The sequence below is a fragment of the Phaeobacter sp. LSS9 genome, from assembly GCF_003443595.1.
Classification (GTDB): Bacteria; Pseudomonadota; Alphaproteobacteria; order Rhodobacterales; family Rhodobacteraceae; genus Phaeobacter; species Phaeobacter piscinae.
The window spans coordinates 1,430,832-1,446,988 of the sequence record NZ_CP031956.1; the positions used below are offsets into that span (position 1 = coordinate 1,430,832).

A 16,157-nucleotide genomic window follows, 5' to 3' on the forward strand; every position below is an offset into this window, starting at 1 on the left:
TGGACCACTCAAGTGGGGCTGCTCAAGATCCCAACACTGTTTCAAAATCAATAACTTCAACATGAATCCCCGAAAATTCGAGCGCTTCTTCTTGGATGTCGACCGTAGCTCCGATTTTTAGTTGGCTCAGATCGAAAATATCACCAGCGCCCTCGATTTCAGAACTCGCATCAATAGTCATAACATCAGAGGCATCTATTATGCGTACAATGTCGTTGCTTTTTCCCAGTTCTAGCGTTTCAAAACCTGCAATCTGAGAAAAAACGCCTTTTTTAGGCTTCCACAGAACTTATGTCCTCGGATGTTCCGCCACCTAAAAACGTAAATGTTTCAGTTAACGCTTTGGTTTCGATGACTTGGTTAAAAGTCACTTCATCCAAACCGTCTCCACCATCTAAAAGGTCGTTACCGTCAAAAAATCCGGCTTGCTCACTCCCACCAATTACGGTGTCGTTCCCAGCGCCGCCATGAATGGCGTCCATTTCATCAGTCGCAGAGAGCGTGTCGTCTGAACCCAACTTGCCCAATTTAATATCTGCACCAACGGTTAAGTACGCAAGTAGGTTTGTTCCGTCTACTCCATAATGCTCTTCCAGAAACGTAGCCAAGCTAGCCACAGCCGTAACAGCCACATCAGCTCCATCTGGGCACTGGTAGATTTGTAGCAGCGCATCAACGATGTTGGCAGATTGGTAACTTTCAAGCATGAACTTGAGCATTGCAAATGCGTCATAAGTACCGTTTCGGTCGCCAACAATATATCTATTAAAGTAGTCGTTGATCCCGAGCGCCAAGAACAGTGGGGATCCGGCCCATCCACCGAAATCGCCGTCTTGAAACAATATCCCTGCCGCCGCACGCGCATCGTTCTCCGCAATGAAATTCAAATCAGGAATGACTCCAGAGCTTCTCTTTATGCCGAGAAATAGTCTTTGTGCCATTATATTTGAGATATCACTCATCTCATCAAATGACACCGAATCTCCGGTACGTGCTCCGGCTTGTGAGTTATTGTAATTTCGAATAAAGTTTGCTTGATTTCCAACACCAATATTTACTTCTGCTGCGCCTCGCAGCCAAAGCCAGACAGGGGGTTCCACACCTGGTCGCCCTTCGACCATCACAGCAAGCGCAAGGTAGAATGCTGCTTCTGGATGGCTGTCAATAATACCTTCTGTTATAAGCCCAGTCGCTAATGGAAATAGATCCTCCGTCAAACCATTGACATACTCTGCAGTGAAGCTTCCTTCCATCAGAGCTGAAATGAATTCCATTTAGATTGCACTTAGTTGCACAATACGTCTTCCTCTAGTGAGTAAACTCTATTTTCAATTGACTTTTCGATAACACTCAGTGACTCGCTCCAGCTGAAGTCGTCAAACTCCATTGCCATATCTGGCGGCTTTGGCCAATGCCCTTTCAAATCCTCTCCCGTAAAAAAAGAAAAATCAATAATCATGCCGCTGGGCCGAACACCAATGCCCAGGCAGGCATAAGAATTATCATCATCAGAATAGATTGGTAGATTGGCTCGGCAAGTTACCTTTACCTCATTCCCAAAAAGATCTGGCGTGTTTACAAGAAAAATTTTATTGCCACGTCGAGACACTTCAAAGCGTGGGTGTTTGCTCGGCCATTCCACCAACTCCTCCTCAGCGATAAATCCGAATCCTATTTGACTTATGCGAAAATTGCTATTTTGATCGAGCAGAGTTTCCAGAATGGGATTGGTGCCGGGTACTGAGTTTAGAATTATAACCTCACTGAATGCTATAGGCTTACCCCCACATTCTTGCTTTAGCGCTTGGTAAGTATCTTTTTTATATAAATTTTCTGTCAGCGGGATCCTAATTGTTTCACCTGAGATGAAGATAGAGATGTCGCCTGATGTTTCCGCGCAGACTCCATTCGCATAAAAAATTGACGTCAATATGTAGGTAATTATTAACTTAATACTTTTCATTGCGATTCTAAAGTGTAAAGATCTTAACCTTATCCGACAAAAGGTAGGTATCGCATCGATCTGATGCTGTAACATGCCGATTGTATTGTTGGACTACATCTCATGCAAGAAGGGTGCTGCAAATAGTAGCCAATAGGTGTCAAGAACGGTTATGGTTTTTGTCAAGTTCGAAGGCTATAGAAGGCTATAGAAGGCATTCGATGTGTGTTGGTCCTTCACCGCCAGTGCTTGAACCCTTCGAATATGAGCTCGATCCGGCCGCATCGTTTGTAACGGCGCATCAACATCGCTGATGACCCTCGCAGCACCAGCTGGGATAGTGACTTACCTTTGCACGTCTGCTTTCGGGAAAACTGGCTGGCGTTTACGCACCTGCGGCATGGTAGCGCCGCCGACTCTACGAATGTCTGCTTTGGGCTGGGAACGGACATCCGACTTGCCTGTCACGAAGGTGGTCCATGGACCGTTGGCCAAACCTCGCAAAGCCCACTTCCTGCGCGACCCGTTGTGCAGCCACCGCGCGCCCTCTTCACGATCATTACCCGCAAATCTGCCAGACTGACCGCTGATCGATCAACTCTGCGCAGTCGGCGTGACCGCCTTGCTGCGCCACCAACCAAGACGACCCAAGATCGGCTCCGCATCCGCAGGGTGCTGCGTTTGAGCGCAGTTGGCACGCCAGGCAATGCGGGGGCAGATCAGGATATCCTGTCCGCCAGGCCCCACCCGGGCCTGACCAGAGCTTTAGCGGCGGCGCCGCCCTCTTTTCTCTTCATCCGTAAGAGGAGACACCGAATAAACCCCATCAGACCAAGAGGTCACACCGGAGACATCCAGCCGCAGACACCAACACAGCACCATGCCCCCAACAGTGTCTGAACACCCTGTTTATGAACCCGCCGCAGCGGCCCCGCCCGTTGTGCATAACGCGGGCTCAGCCCTCCTGCGCTGCGGGCTCTGCCAGCCGCACCGGTTGGCCATGAGGCGTGGTGAGATAGGCCGCCTCCCATTTCAGGCGCATATCCGCGGCGTCCTCAACCGCCACTGTTCCAGCCTCGGCCAGATAGTGTTCCAGCGTTTCCAGCCAGGCGGCAAAATAATCCTCGCCACCATTCAGATCCTTCGCCAACCCGTGACGACGCAGCGTCGCAGAAAACCGCGCCACCCAGTCGCCCCAGGAAAACGCCCCGCGTTCATTCAGATGCACCGTCAGCGCAAAGACCTGCGCGTGCCAGGGTTGCCCGAAGGCCGGGTCCGGTTGCGCCTGTGCCAAATTCTCAAATCCGCTCATACCGCCTCCAGATAGCTCTGCCACAGATCCAGCACCACCTCGTCACCCGGATGCTCCGGCGCGCTCCACAGGTCCGATGCCGCAAAGGCCACCGCATAGAGCGGCTCTGGTGCCTCGCCCAGACCATGGGCGGCACTGTCAGGCAGAACATGCGTCCCATGCACCCGCACAATCCACCCCCGCGCCCCGACCGCATAGGTCGGCAGCCGCGTGTGACCACCCGCCACCAACCGATTGCCACCGGGGCGGCGACAGCGCACAGGATCACCGGGGGCAAAGGCAACGGCGACATCGCTGGGGCGATCTGCCGGACCACCCTTGGCCAGTGCTGCGGCCACATCCGTCGCCTTCAGGGCACGGGCAGCCAGCGGATGCGGGGCCGCGCGATCTGCGCCCGTGCCATCCCTGCCGTCAGTGGCTGTGGCCAGATCCTTGGCGCTCAGCACCTGTTTTTCCACCAGCAGCGTTGCCAAACCCGCCAGCCATTTCTCGTAGTAGGAAAACCGCGTGTAATCCAGCGGTGCCAGCCGTTCGCGCGCATGGCGCGACGTGTCGATATTCCACTGCCCCAACGCGCCGCAGGCCAGCGTTATCGCCAGCGCACGGGCGTGCCAGTCTTCGGCAAAAACCGGGGCGCCCTGCGGTTCAGGCGTCACCGGCCCATCGCCGAATCGTCCCCCCATGTCATGGACCCGGCTCATGACGCCGCCACCTCCGGCGCGATCGCCAATCCTGTGCCGATCATACTGTCACGGCTCACCAATGCGGCCAGTTGTTCTTCGCTCATCCCTTCGCTGCCCTCGGGTCGCATCGGCAGCACCAGATAGCGCACCTCGGCCGTGGAGTCCCAGACCCGCACCGATGTGTCCGCAGGCAAGGTCACGCCAAACTCCGCCAGCACCCGACGCGGCTCACGCACGGCGCGGGCGCGGTAGGCATCCGATTTGTACCACCCCGGCGGAATGCCCAAGAGCGGCCACGGGTAACAGCTGCACAGGGTACAGACGACCATATTGTGCTGCGCGGGGGTGTTTTCCACCACCACCATATGCTCGCCCTGACGGCCATAGTAGCCCAGATCCGCCAGCACTGGATCGGCGTCAGCCAGCAGCGCCGCCTTGAAGTCCGGATCGTGCCAGGCGCGGGCCACCACCCGCGCGCCATTCGCAGGACCGATACGGTTCTGATAGGTGTCGATAATCTCATCCAGAGCGGCCGGATCAATCAGCCCCTTTTGTGTCAGCAGGGTTTCCAGCGCCTTGACGCGCAGGGCAGGATCCGAGGGCAAGAGGCTATGCGGGGCGTCAGCGTGATCATGAGGCATGGGGTGAGACTGCCCGCCACAGCGCAAACCTGTCCAGTCACAATCCGTCATGGATGGGATCAGCGGGCCTGATGCAAGGCGCCACCAACTCCTCCCGCAGGCGCCGATCCTGCGCTATTTCCTGCACATTTCAGCCGCCTCAGAGGCCACAGCGCCGCGTTCTCCACGCTTCGGCAAACTGAGCCCTTGCCCCTCAGAGCAATCTTCCCTATTTACCGCCCGATACTCAGCCAACCGCCGTAGGATCCTATGGAAAACGTCGTACTCATCATCCATCTTCTTCTGGCCTTGGGGCTGATTGCCGTTGTCCTCTTGCAGCGTTCCGAAGGCGGCGGCCTTGGCATGGGCGGCGGCGGTGGCGGGGCCATGTCTGGCCGGGCCGCAGCCACCGCGATGAGCAAGCTGACCTGGATCCTGGCCGTGGCCTTTATCGGCACCTCGATCACGCTGACCATTCTGGCGGCACAGAAATCCGCAGGCTCTTCGGTCGCCGACCGCCTGAGCGCCCCTGCCGCAGAGGGTGCCGCTGATGCCCCCGAAGCGCCGCTCGGCAGCGATCTGCTGCCGCCGGTTCAGGGCGACAACGCACCGCTGGTTCCCAGCGCAGACTAAATTCGGCCCTTCGGGTCCGGACCTTTGGATCGGCCCGGCGGATCTCACCGCTTTGGGCAGATCCGACAATGACCACTGCGTCTGACGCGGGATTCGCGAGAATCCACTACACTTAGAATGAACAAAAGCAGCCGTAACAGCATCTTGCGGCTTGCTTGCGCATTTTGCGCGAATCCTTTATACGTAAAGCCCCGTGATGCTGCGGTTTCTGCAACCGCCGGGCAGCTGAATTCTGACTTCTCACGGGGGCAGCCGAACACTCATGGCGCGTTTCATTTTCATTACTGGCGGTGTTGTATCATCTCTGGGCAAAGGGCTGGCATCCGCCGCTCTTGGGGCACTTCTTCAGGCGCGCGGCTATTCCGTCCGCCTGCGCAAACTGGACCCCTATCTGAACGTCGATCCGGGCACGATGAGCCCGTTCGAACATGGCGAAGTCTTCGTAACTGACGACGGCGCCGAAACCGATCTCGACCTGGGCCACTACGAACGGTTCACCGGCGTGGCCGCACGCAAGACCGACTCGGTCTCCTCGGGCCGGATCTATTCCAACGTGCTGGAAAAGGAACGCCGCGGCGATTACCTCGGCAAGACCATTCAGGTCATTCCGCATGTAACCAATGAAATCAAAGACTTCATCTCTATCGGAGAAGATGAGGTGGATTTCATGCTCTGCGAAATTGGCGGCACCGTCGGCGACATTGAAGGGCTGCCCTTCTTTGAGGCTATCCGCCAGTTCGCCAATGACAAGGCGCGGGGCCAGTGTATCTTCATGCACCTGACCCTACTGCCCTATATCAAGGCCTCCGGCGAGCTGAAGACCAAACCGACCCAGCACTCGGTGAAGGAGCTGCGCTCCATCGGTCTGGCGCCCGATATTCTGGTTTGCCGCTCCGAAGGTCCGATCCCGCATAAGGAACGCGAAAAACTGGCGCTGTTCTGCAACGTGCGCGCCGACAGCGTGATTGCCGCGCAGGATCTGAAATCCATCTATGAGGCGCCGCTGGCCTATCACCGCGAAGGTCTCGATCAGGCAGTTCTGGATGCCTTTGGCATTGCGCCTGCCCCGAAACCCAAGCTGTCGCGTTGGGAAGATGTGGCCGACCGCATTTACAACCCCGAAGGCGAAGTCAAAATCGCCATCGTGGGAAAATACACCCAGCTGGAAGACGCCTATAAATCCATCGCTGAGGCACTGACCCATGGCGGCATGTCCAACCGCGTGAAGGTGAAGATCGAATGGGTCGACGCCGAGCTGTTCGACAAGGAAGATGCCGCTCCCTACCTGCAAGGCTATAACGCCATTCTGGTGCCCGGCGGCTTTGGCGAGCGCGGCACCGAGGGCAAGATCAAGGCGGCGCAATATGCCCGCGAGCACAAGCTGCCCTATCTGGGTATCTGCCTCGGCATGCAGATGGCGGTGATCGAAGCGGCGCGCAACGTTGCAGGTATCTCCGAGGCGGGTTCGGAAGAATTCGACCACGAGGCGGGCAAGAAACGCTTTGAGCCGGTGGTCTATCACCTGAAAGAATGGGTGCAGGGCAACCACACTGTCGCGCGCAAGGTCGATGACGACAAGGGCGGCACCATGCGTCTGGGCTCCTACAACGCCACGCTGGCCGAAGGCTCCAAAGTGGCCGAGGTCTATGGCACCACCAAGATCGAGGAACGCCACCGTCACCGCTATGAGGTGGACACCAAATACCGCGAGCAGCTGGAGGCCTGCGGCCTCAAATTCTCCGGCATGTCCCCCGATGGTCGCCTGCCCGAAATCGTCGAATGGTCGGATCACCCCTGGTTCATCGGCGTGCAGTTCCATCCTGAACTGAAATCGAAACCGTTTGATCCGCACCCGCTGTTCGACGATTTCGTTCGCGCCGCCAAGGAAGCCTCGCGTCTGGTGTGACGCCCGGCGCCGCATGCGCCACAGATCATTACAACGTAAAAGGCAGGCCCGCGCGGTCTGCCTTTTTTCTTACCCACGCGTCATGTTAGCGACGGCGTTAGCGCAACCACCTGATGCTAATAGTTGTTTCCTGCCGCAGGCGCGGTATAGACGGTGCCAGACAGACAATCCCTTTTCGTGGAGACCCGACCTATGGCGCAAGAAACTTCGACCCAGACCGCACAGCTTGATCGTATCGCAAACGGCAAGGGCTTTATTGCGGCGCTCGATCAGTCCGGCGGCTCTACCCCGAAGGCGCTGGCGCTCTATGGTGTGACCGAAGACGCCTATGGCAATGACGACGAGATGTTCGGCGAGATCCAGAAGATGCGCGCCCGCATCATCACCGCGCCCGATTTCAACAGCGACAAGATCCTCGGCGCGATCCTGTTTGAAAAGACCATGGATGCGGCCATCGACGGTACCCCGGTGCCGGCCTACCTCTGGAACACTTGCGGTGTGGTGCCCTTCCTCAAGGTCGACAAAGGTCTCGCGGATGAGGCGGACGACGCCCAGACCATGAAACCGATGCCTGATCTTGATGCGCTGCTGTCGCGCGCGGTGAAGGCCGGGATTTTCGGCACCAAGATGCGCTCCGTCATCAAGGGAGCGAATGCCACTGGCATCAAGAATGTCGTGGGTCAGCAGTTCATCATCGGTCGCCAGATTGCCGCTGCCGGCCTGCTGCCGATCATCGAACCTGAAGTGGACATCCACTCCGCCACCAAAGCCGAGGCAGAAGCCCTGCTGAAAGACGCGATCATGGCCGAGTTGAACGCCCTGCCCGCCGAGACCAAAGTGGCGCTGAAGCTGACCATCCCGACCGAGGCCGGTCTTTATGACGATCTGGCAGCCCACGCCAATGTGGTGCGCGTCGTGGCCCTGTCCGGCGGTTACACCACCGATGACGCCTGCGAGAAGCTGACCCAGAACAAGACCATGATCGCCTCCTTCAGCCGCGCCCTGACCGAAGGTCTGAACGTGGCCATGAGCGATGAGGACTATAACGCGGCGCTTGGCTCCAACATCGACAAGATCTATCGCGCCTCGATCTGACGCGCGCGCCCCTGACGGGGCAAGACACTAAGAAAAGAGCCGCGCCGGTCAGATCCCGGCGCGGCTCTTTTTCGTTTCATCACGGGTTCATTTCAGCACCGGTTTATTTCGGACGTGGCCGACGCCGGGCTCAGTCGAATTTGGGCGCGCGTCTCTGCATCTGGGCGGCGACCACCTCCATCTGCTCCGGCTTGCCGATCAGACCGACCTGAACGCGGGATTCCTCCAGCAGCACCTCGGCGCTGTCGGTGCTGGCCTCGGCCGTCTCGATCAGCGCTTTCGCCGCGCGGATGGCGGCCGGGCTTTGGCCTGCAATCACAGTCGCCAGCTCATGGGCGCGGGCGACGGGATCTTCGGCCAGTTCCGTAACCAGCCCCCAGTCCAGCGCCTGCGGCGCCGAGACCTTCTCCGCCGTATAGGTCAGCCGGCGCAGCACATCGGACCGCAACAGCTGCGGCAAGAGCACCATGCCCCCCATGTCGGGAACAATACCCCATTTCATCTCCATGACCGAAAACCGCGCATCCGGCGCGGCAATGCGGATATCGGCCCCCAGCGCCAGTTGCAGCCCGCCGCCAAAGGCCACGCCATTGATCGCTGCAATCACCGGCATTGGCAGCCGCCGCCAGACCATCGCCACCTGTTGCACCTGATTGGCATCACCGTGAGAGCGGCTCATCAGCCACTCTTCGGGATTTTGCAGCCCCATCTGGGCAAAGCTCATCAGATCCAGCCCGGCGCAAAACGCCTTGCCCTCGCCCGAGAGCACAACCACCCGCGCCTTGCTGTCCATCAGGCTTTCGCCTGCGGCAATAATCTCTTCGATCATCTGACTGTCCAGCGCGTTCATCTTGTCGCCGCGGGTCAGCGTCACCCGTGCGATGTGGTCTTCGATCTCTACCGATACCCGTGCCATGTTGGCCCCCTCTTTCTCGGACATTCTCTTGGCCGCAGACTGCCCCGGATCCCCGGCCCGCGCCAGCGTAACGCCGGGGCAAAGCGGCAGGCTGTGACCTGCGCTTGCCCGAGAGGGTCCGATCACGTTATCTGCCCCCATGACACAGCCACGCTACACCCCGCTCGCCCAATCCCTCCCCGCTTCGGTTCCCTTTGTCGGGCCGGAAACCCAGGAACGCCAGCGCAGCGCGGTGTTCAAGGCACGGCTGGGCGCAAATGAGAATATCTTTGGCCCCTCACCCAAGGCGATTGCGGCGATGCAGGCTTCGCTCACGGAGATCTGGAAATACGGCGACGCCGAAAGTCACGACCTGCGCGCGGCATTGGCCGCCCACCACAGCGTTGCGCCTGAGAATATCATGATTGGCGAAGGCATTGACGGGTTGCTCGGCTATCTGGTGCGGCTGCTGATTGGCGAGGGCGATGCGGTGGTCACCTCGCTTGGCGCCTACCCAACGTTCAATTACCATGTCGCGGGCTTTGGCGGCGTATTACATACTGTCCCCTACAAGGGCGACCACGAAGACCCCGCCGCGCTCTTTGCCAGGGCGGCAGATGTGGGTGCGAAACTGGTCTATCTGGCCAATCCCGACAACCCGATGGGCAGCTGGCACAGCGGCGCCGATCTGCTGGAGGCGATGGATGCCCTGCCAGAGGGCTGCCTACTTTTGCTGGACGAGGCCTATATCGACTGCGCGCCGGAAGGCACCGCCCTGCCCATCGACATCAATGATCCGCGCGTGATCCGCACCCGGACGTTTTCCAAGGCCTATGGCATGGCCGGTGCGCGGGTGGGCTATGTGCTGGCAGAGGCGGAACTGATCGCCGCCTTCAACAAGGTGCGCAACCATTTCGGCATGAACCGCACCGCCCAGATTGGCGCGCTGGCGGCCCTGCAAGATCAGGACTGGCTGGTTGATGTTCTGGACCGCATCAGCACCGCCCGCGACCGGATTGGCGAAATTGCCCGCGAAAATGGGCTGACGCCGCTGCCCTCAGCCACCAATTTTGTCGCCATCGACTGCGGCAAAGACGGCGCGTTTGCCAAATCGGTGCTGGACGGTCTGGTGGATCAGGGCGTGTTTGTGCGGATGCCCTTTGCAGCGCCGCAAAACCGCTGCATCCGCGTGAGCTGCGGGCCGGAGGATCAGCTCGACGCCTTCGCCCGCGCGCTGCCTATCGCGCTGGCGCGGGCGCGCAACGGCTGAGGCCGCGCGCAAGGCCTGCTGCGGATCACCCGCAGCAGCTCAGACCTGTGGGCGCGCTGGTTTCTGTGCTGCCAGCCCCGGCGATCACAGATGCCGCAGCCTCCAGCGCGCCGGATCCATGCGGGATCTCCAGCGCCTTCAGCCCGGCATCAACGCCGCCCAGTAGCCCCATGATCATCTGACCATTCACATGGCCCATATGGCCCAGGCGCAGAAACCCGTGCCACTCCGGGCTGTTCGGCGGCGCCATGCCAAGGCCGATCCCCAGCGTCAGCCCCAGGGTCTGCTCCACCCACGTGCGCAGGCGGGTGGCGTGATCGCCGCCCAGATGCAGGGAGGTCACCGCATTGGAGCGCAAGGCAACGTCCTGCACATTCATCCGCAGCGGACCATCCGCGCCCCAGGCGTCACAGGCTGCCCAGATCGCGCGCGCCAGATGATGATGCCGCGCCCAGACGGTCTCCATCCCCTCAGCGTGGATCAGATCCAGCGCGGCCCGCAGACCATACAGATGATGCGTCGGCGCGGTGCCGCCAAAATACTGGTAGAATTCTTCCGGATTGGCGCGTGGCTCCCAATCCCAATAGCGGCTGACCCGCGGCAGGCGGGCGCGGGCCTCGGCGGCCTTGGGGCTGAAGAACACAAACCCCATGCCCGCAGGCACCATCAGCCCCTTCTGGCAGGCAGAAACCATCACATCGACGCCCCAGGCGCCCATCTCAAACCGGTCACAGCCGAGCGAGGCAATGCAATCGGCCATCAACAGCGCAGGGTGATCGCAGGCCTCCAGGGCCGCGCGCAGCGCCGCCACATCATTGCGGATGGAGCTGGAGGTATCGACATGCACTGCCAGAACCGCCTTGATCCGATGCGCGGTATCTGCGGCCAGATGGCTGGCGATGCGGTCCATGTCCCAGGGTGCACCGGTGCCGAAATCCAGCAGCTCAACCTCGATCCCCAGCGCCTCTGCCATTTCGGACCAGCCGATGGCAAAGCGCCCGGAGGAGGCCACGAGCACCGTGTCGCCGGGTTTTAGCGTGTTCTGCAACGCCGCCTCCCAGGCACCGTGGCCGTTGGAGATATAGATCGCCACATGATGATCCGTGCGCGCAACGCGGCGCAGATCAGGGATCAGCGTCGCGGTCATCTCCACCAGTTCTCCGGCGTAGATATTCGGCGACGGGCGGTGCATCGCCTGCAACACCGCATCCGGAATGACCGAAGGCCCGGGGATCGCCAGATATCCGCGCCCCGCGGCAAGGGAAACACCCGCTGTCATGCTGCACTCCTGTCCTGCAAACGGTCTGATTGCGGCGACTGTGGCCTGCGGGGTCACAGGCTGCAAGCCCTTGCGCTGCCGTGCAAATAAATTTGACGTAGCGATGTCGTGATCCCGGTCGGCGCCCCGCCTGCAACGGGTGACAGCCGCGCCAATGCTTGCACCTTTCCCCTCAGCTGCTTAAATGGCGCAGGTCTGACGCAGATGTCAGCGCCAGAAAAACCACAGCGGTTGGACCCCTTGCCCCAGACTGACCCCAAGCCCCCCTCGCCCGCAGCGCCGGACACGGCCCCCGCCACGGACGCGTCCACGGAGGCGGCATCGCCGACGCAGGCCACAGCGCCCGCGACGGATCAGACCGTGGCAAAGCCCCCCGTCACAGGGGAGCCCCCGGCCATCAAGAGCAAGCCCGAACATATGTCCTCGCGCGAGTTGCTCGGCTGGCTCTGGCGGGGCTATCTGCGCCATTACATGGGGCTATTGGGTCTGGCGATCCTGTTCATGCTGATTGAGGGCGGCACCGTTGGTGGCCTCAGCTACATGATGCAGCCGATGTTTGATCTGGTGTTTGTCGCGGGCAATACCAATGCGCTGTTCTGGGTCAGCCTGGCGTTTCTGATCATTTTTACCATGCGGGGGCTGTCCAGCGTCTGCCAGAAGGTGATCCTGAGCAAGATTTCCCAGACCTCTGCGGCGCATATGCGCAAGGATATGCTGGCGCGGCTGATCCGACAGGATCCCTCGTTTCATCAGGTGAACCCGCCCGGGTTTCTGATCCAGCGGGTGCAAAGCGATGTGATGGCGATCAATTCGGTCTGGCAGGCGCTGATCACCGGTGCCGGCCGCGATGTCACCCAGATGGTCGCCGTGCTGGCTGTGGCGATCAGCGTGGACTGGCGCTGGACCGCGATCATGCTGGTTGGCCTGCCGATGCTGCTGTTGCCGCTGGCCGCCGTGCAACGCTACGTGCGGCGCAAGGCCTCGCAGGCACGGGATCTGGGCGCGTCCCTCTCTACCCGGCTGGATGAGATTTTTCACGGCATCGTACCGATCAAACTGAACAATCTTGAGGACTACCAGACCGACCGGTTTGGCGGCCATATGGATCAGTTTGTCCGCTCCGAGGTGCGCGCCTCCTTTGGCGTGGCGTCCACCACTGGCATGATCGATATCATGGCCGGGTTGGGCGTGATGGGCGTGGTGCTTTACGGCGGCGCGGAAATCATCGAGGGCAAGAAAACCGTTGGTGAGTTCATGAGCTTCTTCACCGCCATCGGTCTGGCCTTTGATCCGATGCGCCGGTTGGCGTCGATCAGCGGCACCTGGCAGGCGGCCGCCGCCGCGATGGAGCGCATCAAGGAGCTTATGGATTCTCCGATCAAACTGGTGTCGCCCGAAAACCCAGTCGCACCGCCCAAGGGCCTGCCAGAGGTGGCGTTGACAGGTGTGACCCTGCGCTATGGCGACTCCGATGTGCTGCGCCAATTGTCGCTGGTGGCAGAGGCAGGCAAGACCACCGCCCTGGTCGGCGCCTCGGGTGCAGGCAAATCGACCATCTTCAACTTGCTGACCCGGCTGGTGGACCCGCAGGAGGGATCCGTCACCGTGGGCGGTGTTGCGGTGCGGGATCTCGATCTGGATGACCTGCGCGGGTTGTTTTCCGTGGTCACACAGGAGGCGCTGCTGTTTGACGAGACCCTGCGCGAGAACATCCTTCTGGGGCGCACCGATGTGAGTGATGCGCAGCTTGAGGAGGTGTTGAAAGCCTCCCATGTGGCGGATTTCCTGCCGAAGCTGGCCAATGGGCTGGATACGCTGGTGGGGCCGCGTGGCTCAGCCCTGTCTGGGGGACAGCGCCAGCGGGTGGTGATTGCCCGCGCGCTGCTGCGGGACACGCCGATCCTGCTGCTGGATGAAGCGACCTCGGCCCTGGATGCGCAATCTGAAAAGGTGGTGCAACAAGCGCTGGAGAAACTCTCCGGCGGGCGCACCACATTGGTCATCGCGCACCGGCTGTCGACCATCCGCAATGCCGATAAAATCGTGGTGATGGAACGCGGCGAGGTGATGGACCATGGCACCCATGAAGAGCTGCTGGAGCGCGGCGGCATCTATGCGGATCTCTACCGGCTGCAGTTTCAGGACGGCAAGACACTGGTCGACCGCGAAGGCGTCGCCGCACAGGCGCCGAAACAAGTCCGCGATGGCGGTGACCAGCCCCGTTGGTTCCAGAAACTGGCCCGCCGCATGTTCGGCTAGGCCTTACCCACCCCGCGACCTACATTGCCTCTCATGATCCTTCAGGAGCCTGACCTATGAGCAACCGCCGCATCCTGCGCCTTTCCGGTGCCGAGACCCGTGACTTCCTGCAGGGGCTGATCACCAATGATGTCGCCAAGGTCGATCAGGGGCTGGTTTATGCCGCCCTGCTGACGCCACAGGGCAAATATCTGGCGGATTTCTTTGTCGCTGCGGATGGCGAAGATCTGCTGCTGGATGTGGACGAGAGCCTGGCCGCCAGTCTGGCCAAACGGCTGACCATGTACCGGCTGCGCGCCAAGATCACCATTGAGGAAACCAATCTGGCCGTGCGCCGGGGCACCGGACCCGCGCCTGAGGGCGCGCTGGCGGATCCGCGACACCCGGATCTGGGCTGGCGGCTTTATGGCGCTGAGGCGGGCGACGACGGCAGCAACTGGGACGCGATCCGCGTAGCCCATTGCATCCCCGAAACCGGCATTGAGCTGGGGCCGGACAGCTACATCTTGGAGGCCGGGTTTGAACGGCTGAACGGCGTTGATTTCCGCAAAGGCTGCTATGTCGGCCAGGAGGTCACAGCCCGGATGAAGCACAAGACCACCCTGCGCAAGGGGCTGGCCACGGTTACTGTTGCGGGCGCGGCCCCCGTCGGCACCGAGATCCGGCGCGCCGATAAACCCGTCGGCACGCTGTTTACGCAGGCCGGAAATCAGGCCATCGCCTATCTGCGATTCGACCGCGCCGGTGACGACATGTGTGCGCAGGACGCGCGGATCGACTGGCCGGGTAAGACCTGAGGCAATTCTGTGGCCGCACCCTCAGCTTGTGACGCGACGTCACAGCAGGGTTGATCCACCGCTCGGCTATGTCTGAGGAATCATTTTTCGAGGAATTGCCGATGCGCCTGCTCCCTTGTCTTGCCCTCAGCCTGCTGCCCCTGCCCGCCCTCGCGACGGATTATTGGGAGTATCAGGACTGGTCTGTCGCCGCTGAAATTCGGGTCACCGAACAGCATGACTGGCGCGATTGCACGGCCTGGACCGGCGGCGACGGGAGGCCGCTGCTGCGGCTTTCGGTGACCCAAGGCGATGTTGGACCGCCGGAAACATACCCGCAGCTGGAGCTGTTTGAGAGCGCCCCGCGCCACTACCCGACACAGGTGCAGAATGGTCAGGCGATTGGTTTTATCATCGACCGAGAAGCGGTGTTCTACGGGGTCGCCAACGGTGAAATCAACGACGAAGGCCTCGCGGAGGCGCGCGCGCAGATCCGCTGGATGGACGCGCTGAACAGCATTCTGTGGATGCAGAACGGTCAGCGGATGGAGGTGCGCACGGTGGTGCCCTATGCCGCTGGCGAGATGGTTCTGGACGCATCACTGGCCGGATTTACTGCCGCCTACGGCAAGATGATGGATGAATGCGGCCACAGTCTGGAGCTGCGCAAGCTCGATATCGACTATAACTGAGGGCAGCTGTCAGCACATTCGGCGCAAGAAAAACCCCCGCAGCCGGGCTGCGGGGGTTTGCTGCTTCACGGATCTGTTGGCGCTAACTGCTTATGCGCGTTCAGAATATTCCATGGTCTCGGTATTGACGATGATCATCTCGTCCTGACCAACGAAGGGCGGCACCATAACTTTCACGCCATTATCAAGGATCGCCGGCTTGAAAGAGTTGGCCGCGGTCTGCCCTTTGACGACCGGCTCGGTCTCGACGATTTTGCAGGTGACTTTCTGCGGCACGGTGGCGTTCAGCGCCTCGTCATCGTGGAATTCAACAACGATGGTCATGCCATCCTGCAGGAACGGACGGCGGTCGCCAAGCAGCTCTGCGGGCAGTTCGATCTGCTCGTAGGTTTCAGCATCCATGAACACCAGCATGCCGTCACTCTCATAGAGGAACTGCTGATCTTTCTGCTCCAGACGAACCTTCTCGACCTTGTCAGCGCTGCGGAAACGCTCGTTCAGTTTGGAGCCGTTGCGCAGGTTGCGCATCTCGACCTGAGCGAAGGCGCCGCCTTTGCCGGGCTTGACGTGATCGACTTTGACAGCGGCCCACAGACCGCCATTGTGCTCGAGAACATTGCCGGGGCGGATCTCGTTACCGTTGATTTTGGGCATGACAAAAATCCCTCTCGGGTGGTTGATGAACTGTTAACCGCCCCTATATCTGGCAGGGAGTCGGCTGGCAAGACAACGATATGTCGTGTGACAGACCGGAGAGCTATGCAAATTGCGCATAAAAGATATGCGTTTGCAGGC

At 60.1% G+C, this 16,157-nt stretch carries 16 protein-coding genes; 7 read left to right on the forward strand and 9 right to left on the reverse strand.

What is annotated here, in order from left to right; genetic code table 11:
* Nucleotides 1-22: 22 nt before the first annotated feature.
* The 6 genes from D1820_RS19090 to nthA all read right to left on the reverse strand — a co-directional run bounded on the left by D1820_RS19090 (nucleotide 23) and on the right by nthA (nucleotide 4,578).
* A complete protein-coding gene (locus tag D1820_RS19090) occupies nucleotides 23-181 on the reverse strand; it encodes a hypothetical protein (protein WP_162894078.1) in 159 nt (52 codons plus the stop codon).
* Nucleotides 182-272: 91 nt separating this feature from the next.
* Complete coding sequence (locus tag D1820_RS06815; protein ID WP_118068318.1) at nucleotides 273-1,274, reverse strand: hypothetical protein; 1,002 nt, start codon at nucleotides 1,272-1,274, stop codon at nucleotides 273-275.
* 11 nt (nucleotides 1,275-1,285) lie between these two features.
* Nucleotides 1,286-1,963, reverse strand: coding sequence for a hypothetical protein (locus tag D1820_RS06820; RefSeq protein ID WP_118068319.1), 678 nt, complete (start codon nucleotides 1,961-1,963; stop codon nucleotides 1,286-1,288).
* A gap of 934 nt (nucleotides 1,964-2,897) precedes the next feature.
* Nucleotides 2,898-3,254 (reverse strand): nitrile hydratase accessory protein, encoded by a 357-nt coding sequence (locus D1820_RS06825; RefSeq protein ID WP_118068320.1) that lies wholly within the window; start codon nucleotides 3,252-3,254, stop codon nucleotides 2,898-2,900.
* The gene (nthB, locus tag D1820_RS06830; protein ID WP_118068321.1) at nucleotides 3,251-3,955 is read right to left on the reverse strand and encodes a nitrile hydratase subunit beta; all 705 of its coding nucleotides are present in this window, start codon (nucleotides 3,953-3,955) and stop codon (nucleotides 3,251-3,253) included. The genes D1820_RS06825 and nthB overlap by 4 nt, the downstream gene beginning before the upstream one ends.
* Entirely contained in the window at nucleotides 3,952-4,578 is a 627-nt protein-coding gene (nthA, locus tag D1820_RS06835) for a nitrile hydratase subunit alpha (RefSeq protein WP_118068322.1), read from the reverse strand. The genes nthB and nthA overlap by 4 nt, the downstream gene beginning before the upstream one ends.
* 249 nt (nucleotides 4,579-4,827) lie before the next feature.
* On the opposite strand from nthA, the gene secG reads away from it, so the two are divergent.
* From secG to D1820_RS06850, 3 genes are all read left to right on the forward strand, one after another.
* Nucleotides 4,828-5,190 carry a preprotein translocase subunit SecG gene (gene secG / locus D1820_RS06840; protein ID WP_014875296.1) on the forward strand — a complete coding sequence of 121 codons (363 nt, stop codon included), beginning with the start codon at nucleotides 4,828-4,830 and terminating at the stop codon, nucleotides 5,188-5,190.
* A 262-nt stretch (nucleotides 5,191-5,452) separates the two neighbouring features.
* The gene (locus D1820_RS06845; protein ID WP_118068323.1) at nucleotides 5,453-7,096 is read left to right on the forward strand and encodes a CTP synthase; all 1,644 of its coding nucleotides are present in this window, start codon (nucleotides 5,453-5,455) and stop codon (nucleotides 7,094-7,096) included.
* Nucleotides 7,097-7,288: 192 nt separating this feature from the next.
* Entirely contained in the window at nucleotides 7,289-8,191 is a 903-nt protein-coding gene (locus D1820_RS06850) for a fructose bisphosphate aldolase (protein WP_118068324.1), read from the forward strand.
* A gap of 130 nt (nucleotides 8,192-8,321) precedes the next feature.
* On the opposite strand, the gene D1820_RS06855 is transcribed toward D1820_RS06850, so the two are convergent.
* Nucleotides 8,322-9,107: a crotonase/enoyl-CoA hydratase family protein gene (locus D1820_RS06855; protein ID WP_118070080.1), complete on the reverse strand. Its 786-nt coding sequence runs from the start codon at nucleotides 9,105-9,107 to the stop codon at nucleotides 8,322-8,324.
* Nucleotides 9,108-9,246: 139 nt separating this feature from the next.
* On the opposite strand from D1820_RS06855, the gene D1820_RS06860 reads away from it, so the two are divergent.
* On the forward strand, nucleotides 9,247-10,356 hold the full coding sequence (locus tag D1820_RS06860) for a pyridoxal phosphate-dependent aminotransferase (RefSeq protein ID WP_118068325.1): 1,110 nt from the start codon (nucleotides 9,247-9,249) through the stop codon (nucleotides 10,354-10,356).
* A gap of 25 nt (nucleotides 10,357-10,381) precedes the next feature.
* Here D1820_RS06860 and D1820_RS06865 read toward each other — a convergent pair whose 3' ends face one another.
* The gene (locus D1820_RS06865) at nucleotides 10,382-11,635 is read right to left on the reverse strand and encodes an alanine--glyoxylate aminotransferase family protein (protein WP_118068326.1); all 1,254 of its coding nucleotides are present in this window, start codon (nucleotides 11,633-11,635) and stop codon (nucleotides 10,382-10,384) included.
* Between the two features lie 417 nt (nucleotides 11,636-12,052).
* Here D1820_RS06865 and D1820_RS06870 point away from each other — a divergent pair, with 417 nt between their 5' ends.
* The 3 genes from D1820_RS06870 (at nucleotide 12,053) to D1820_RS06880 (ending at nucleotide 15,362) form a co-directional block, all read left to right on the forward strand.
* On the forward strand, nucleotides 12,053-13,894 hold the full coding sequence (locus D1820_RS06870; protein WP_254683394.1) for an ABC transporter ATP-binding protein: 1,842 nt from the start codon (nucleotides 12,053-12,055) through the stop codon (nucleotides 13,892-13,894).
* A gap of 56 nt (nucleotides 13,895-13,950) precedes the next feature.
* Nucleotides 13,951-14,691 (forward strand): folate-binding protein YgfZ, encoded by a 741-nt coding sequence (locus tag D1820_RS06875; protein ID WP_118068327.1) that lies wholly within the window; start codon nucleotides 13,951-13,953, stop codon nucleotides 14,689-14,691.
* 101 nt (nucleotides 14,692-14,792) lie between these two features.
* On the forward strand, nucleotides 14,793-15,362 hold the full coding sequence (locus D1820_RS06880) for a hypothetical protein (protein ID WP_118070084.1): 570 nt from the start codon (nucleotides 14,793-14,795) through the stop codon (nucleotides 15,360-15,362).
* A 90-nt stretch (nucleotides 15,363-15,452) separates the two neighbouring features.
* Here the strand turns inward: D1820_RS06880 and efp are convergent, their stop codons facing one another.
* On the reverse strand, nucleotides 15,453-16,016 hold the full coding sequence (gene efp, locus D1820_RS06885; protein ID WP_040174033.1) for an elongation factor P: 564 nt from the start codon (nucleotides 16,014-16,016) through the stop codon (nucleotides 15,453-15,455).
* Between the last annotated feature and the right edge of the window lie 141 nt (nucleotides 16,017-16,157).

Excerpts from the sequence above, each read along its gene's own strand:
- D1820_RS06825 (WP_118068320.1), bottom strand. The coding sequence starts at position 3,254 with ATGAGCGGATTTGAGAATTTGGCACAGGCGCAACCGGACCCGGCCTTC.
- D1820_RS06860 (WP_118068325.1), top strand. The coding sequence starts at position 9,247 with ATGACACAGCCACGCTACACCCCGCTCGCCCAATCCCTCCCCGCTTCG.
- D1820_RS06820 (WP_118068319.1), bottom strand. The coding sequence starts at position 1,963 with ATGAAAAGTATTAAGTTAATAATTACCTACATATTGACGTCAATTTTT.
- D1820_RS19090 (WP_162894078.1), bottom strand. The coding sequence starts at position 181 with ATGACTATTGATGCGAGTTCTGAAATCGAGGGCGCTGGTGATATTTTC.
- D1820_RS06850 (WP_118068324.1), top strand. The coding sequence starts at position 7,289 with ATGGCGCAAGAAACTTCGACCCAGACCGCACAGCTTGATCGTATCGCA.
- D1820_RS06870 (WP_254683394.1), top strand. The coding sequence starts at position 12,053 with ATGTCCTCGCGCGAGTTGCTCGGCTGGCTCTGGCGGGGCTATCTGCGC.
- D1820_RS06855 (WP_118070080.1), bottom strand. The coding sequence starts at position 9,107 with ATGGCACGGGTATCGGTAGAGATCGAAGACCACATCGCACGGGTGACG.
- D1820_RS06815 (WP_118068318.1), bottom strand. The coding sequence starts at position 1,274 with ATGGAATTCATTTCAGCTCTGATGGAAGGAAGCTTCACTGCAGAGTAT.
- D1820_RS06875 (WP_118068327.1), top strand. The coding sequence starts at position 13,951 with ATGAGCAACCGCCGCATCCTGCGCCTTTCCGGTGCCGAGACCCGTGAC.
- D1820_RS06845 (WP_118068323.1), top strand. The coding sequence starts at position 5,453 with ATGGCGCGTTTCATTTTCATTACTGGCGGTGTTGTATCATCTCTGGGC.
- D1820_RS06865 (WP_118068326.1), bottom strand. The coding sequence starts at position 11,635 with ATGACAGCGGGTGTTTCCCTTGCCGCGGGGCGCGGATATCTGGCGATC.
- efp (WP_040174033.1), bottom strand. The coding sequence starts at position 16,016 with ATGCCCAAAATCAACGGTAACGAGATCCGCCCCGGCAATGTTCTCGAG.
- secG (WP_014875296.1), top strand. The coding sequence starts at position 4,828 with ATGGAAAACGTCGTACTCATCATCCATCTTCTTCTGGCCTTGGGGCTG.
- D1820_RS06880 (WP_118070084.1), top strand. The coding sequence starts at position 14,793 with ATGCGCCTGCTCCCTTGTCTTGCCCTCAGCCTGCTGCCCCTGCCCGCC.
- nthA (WP_118068322.1), bottom strand. The coding sequence starts at position 4,578 with ATGCCTCATGATCACGCTGACGCCCCGCATAGCCTCTTGCCCTCGGAT.
- nthB (WP_118068321.1), bottom strand. The coding sequence starts at position 3,955 with ATGAGCCGGGTCCATGACATGGGGGGACGATTCGGCGATGGGCCGGTG.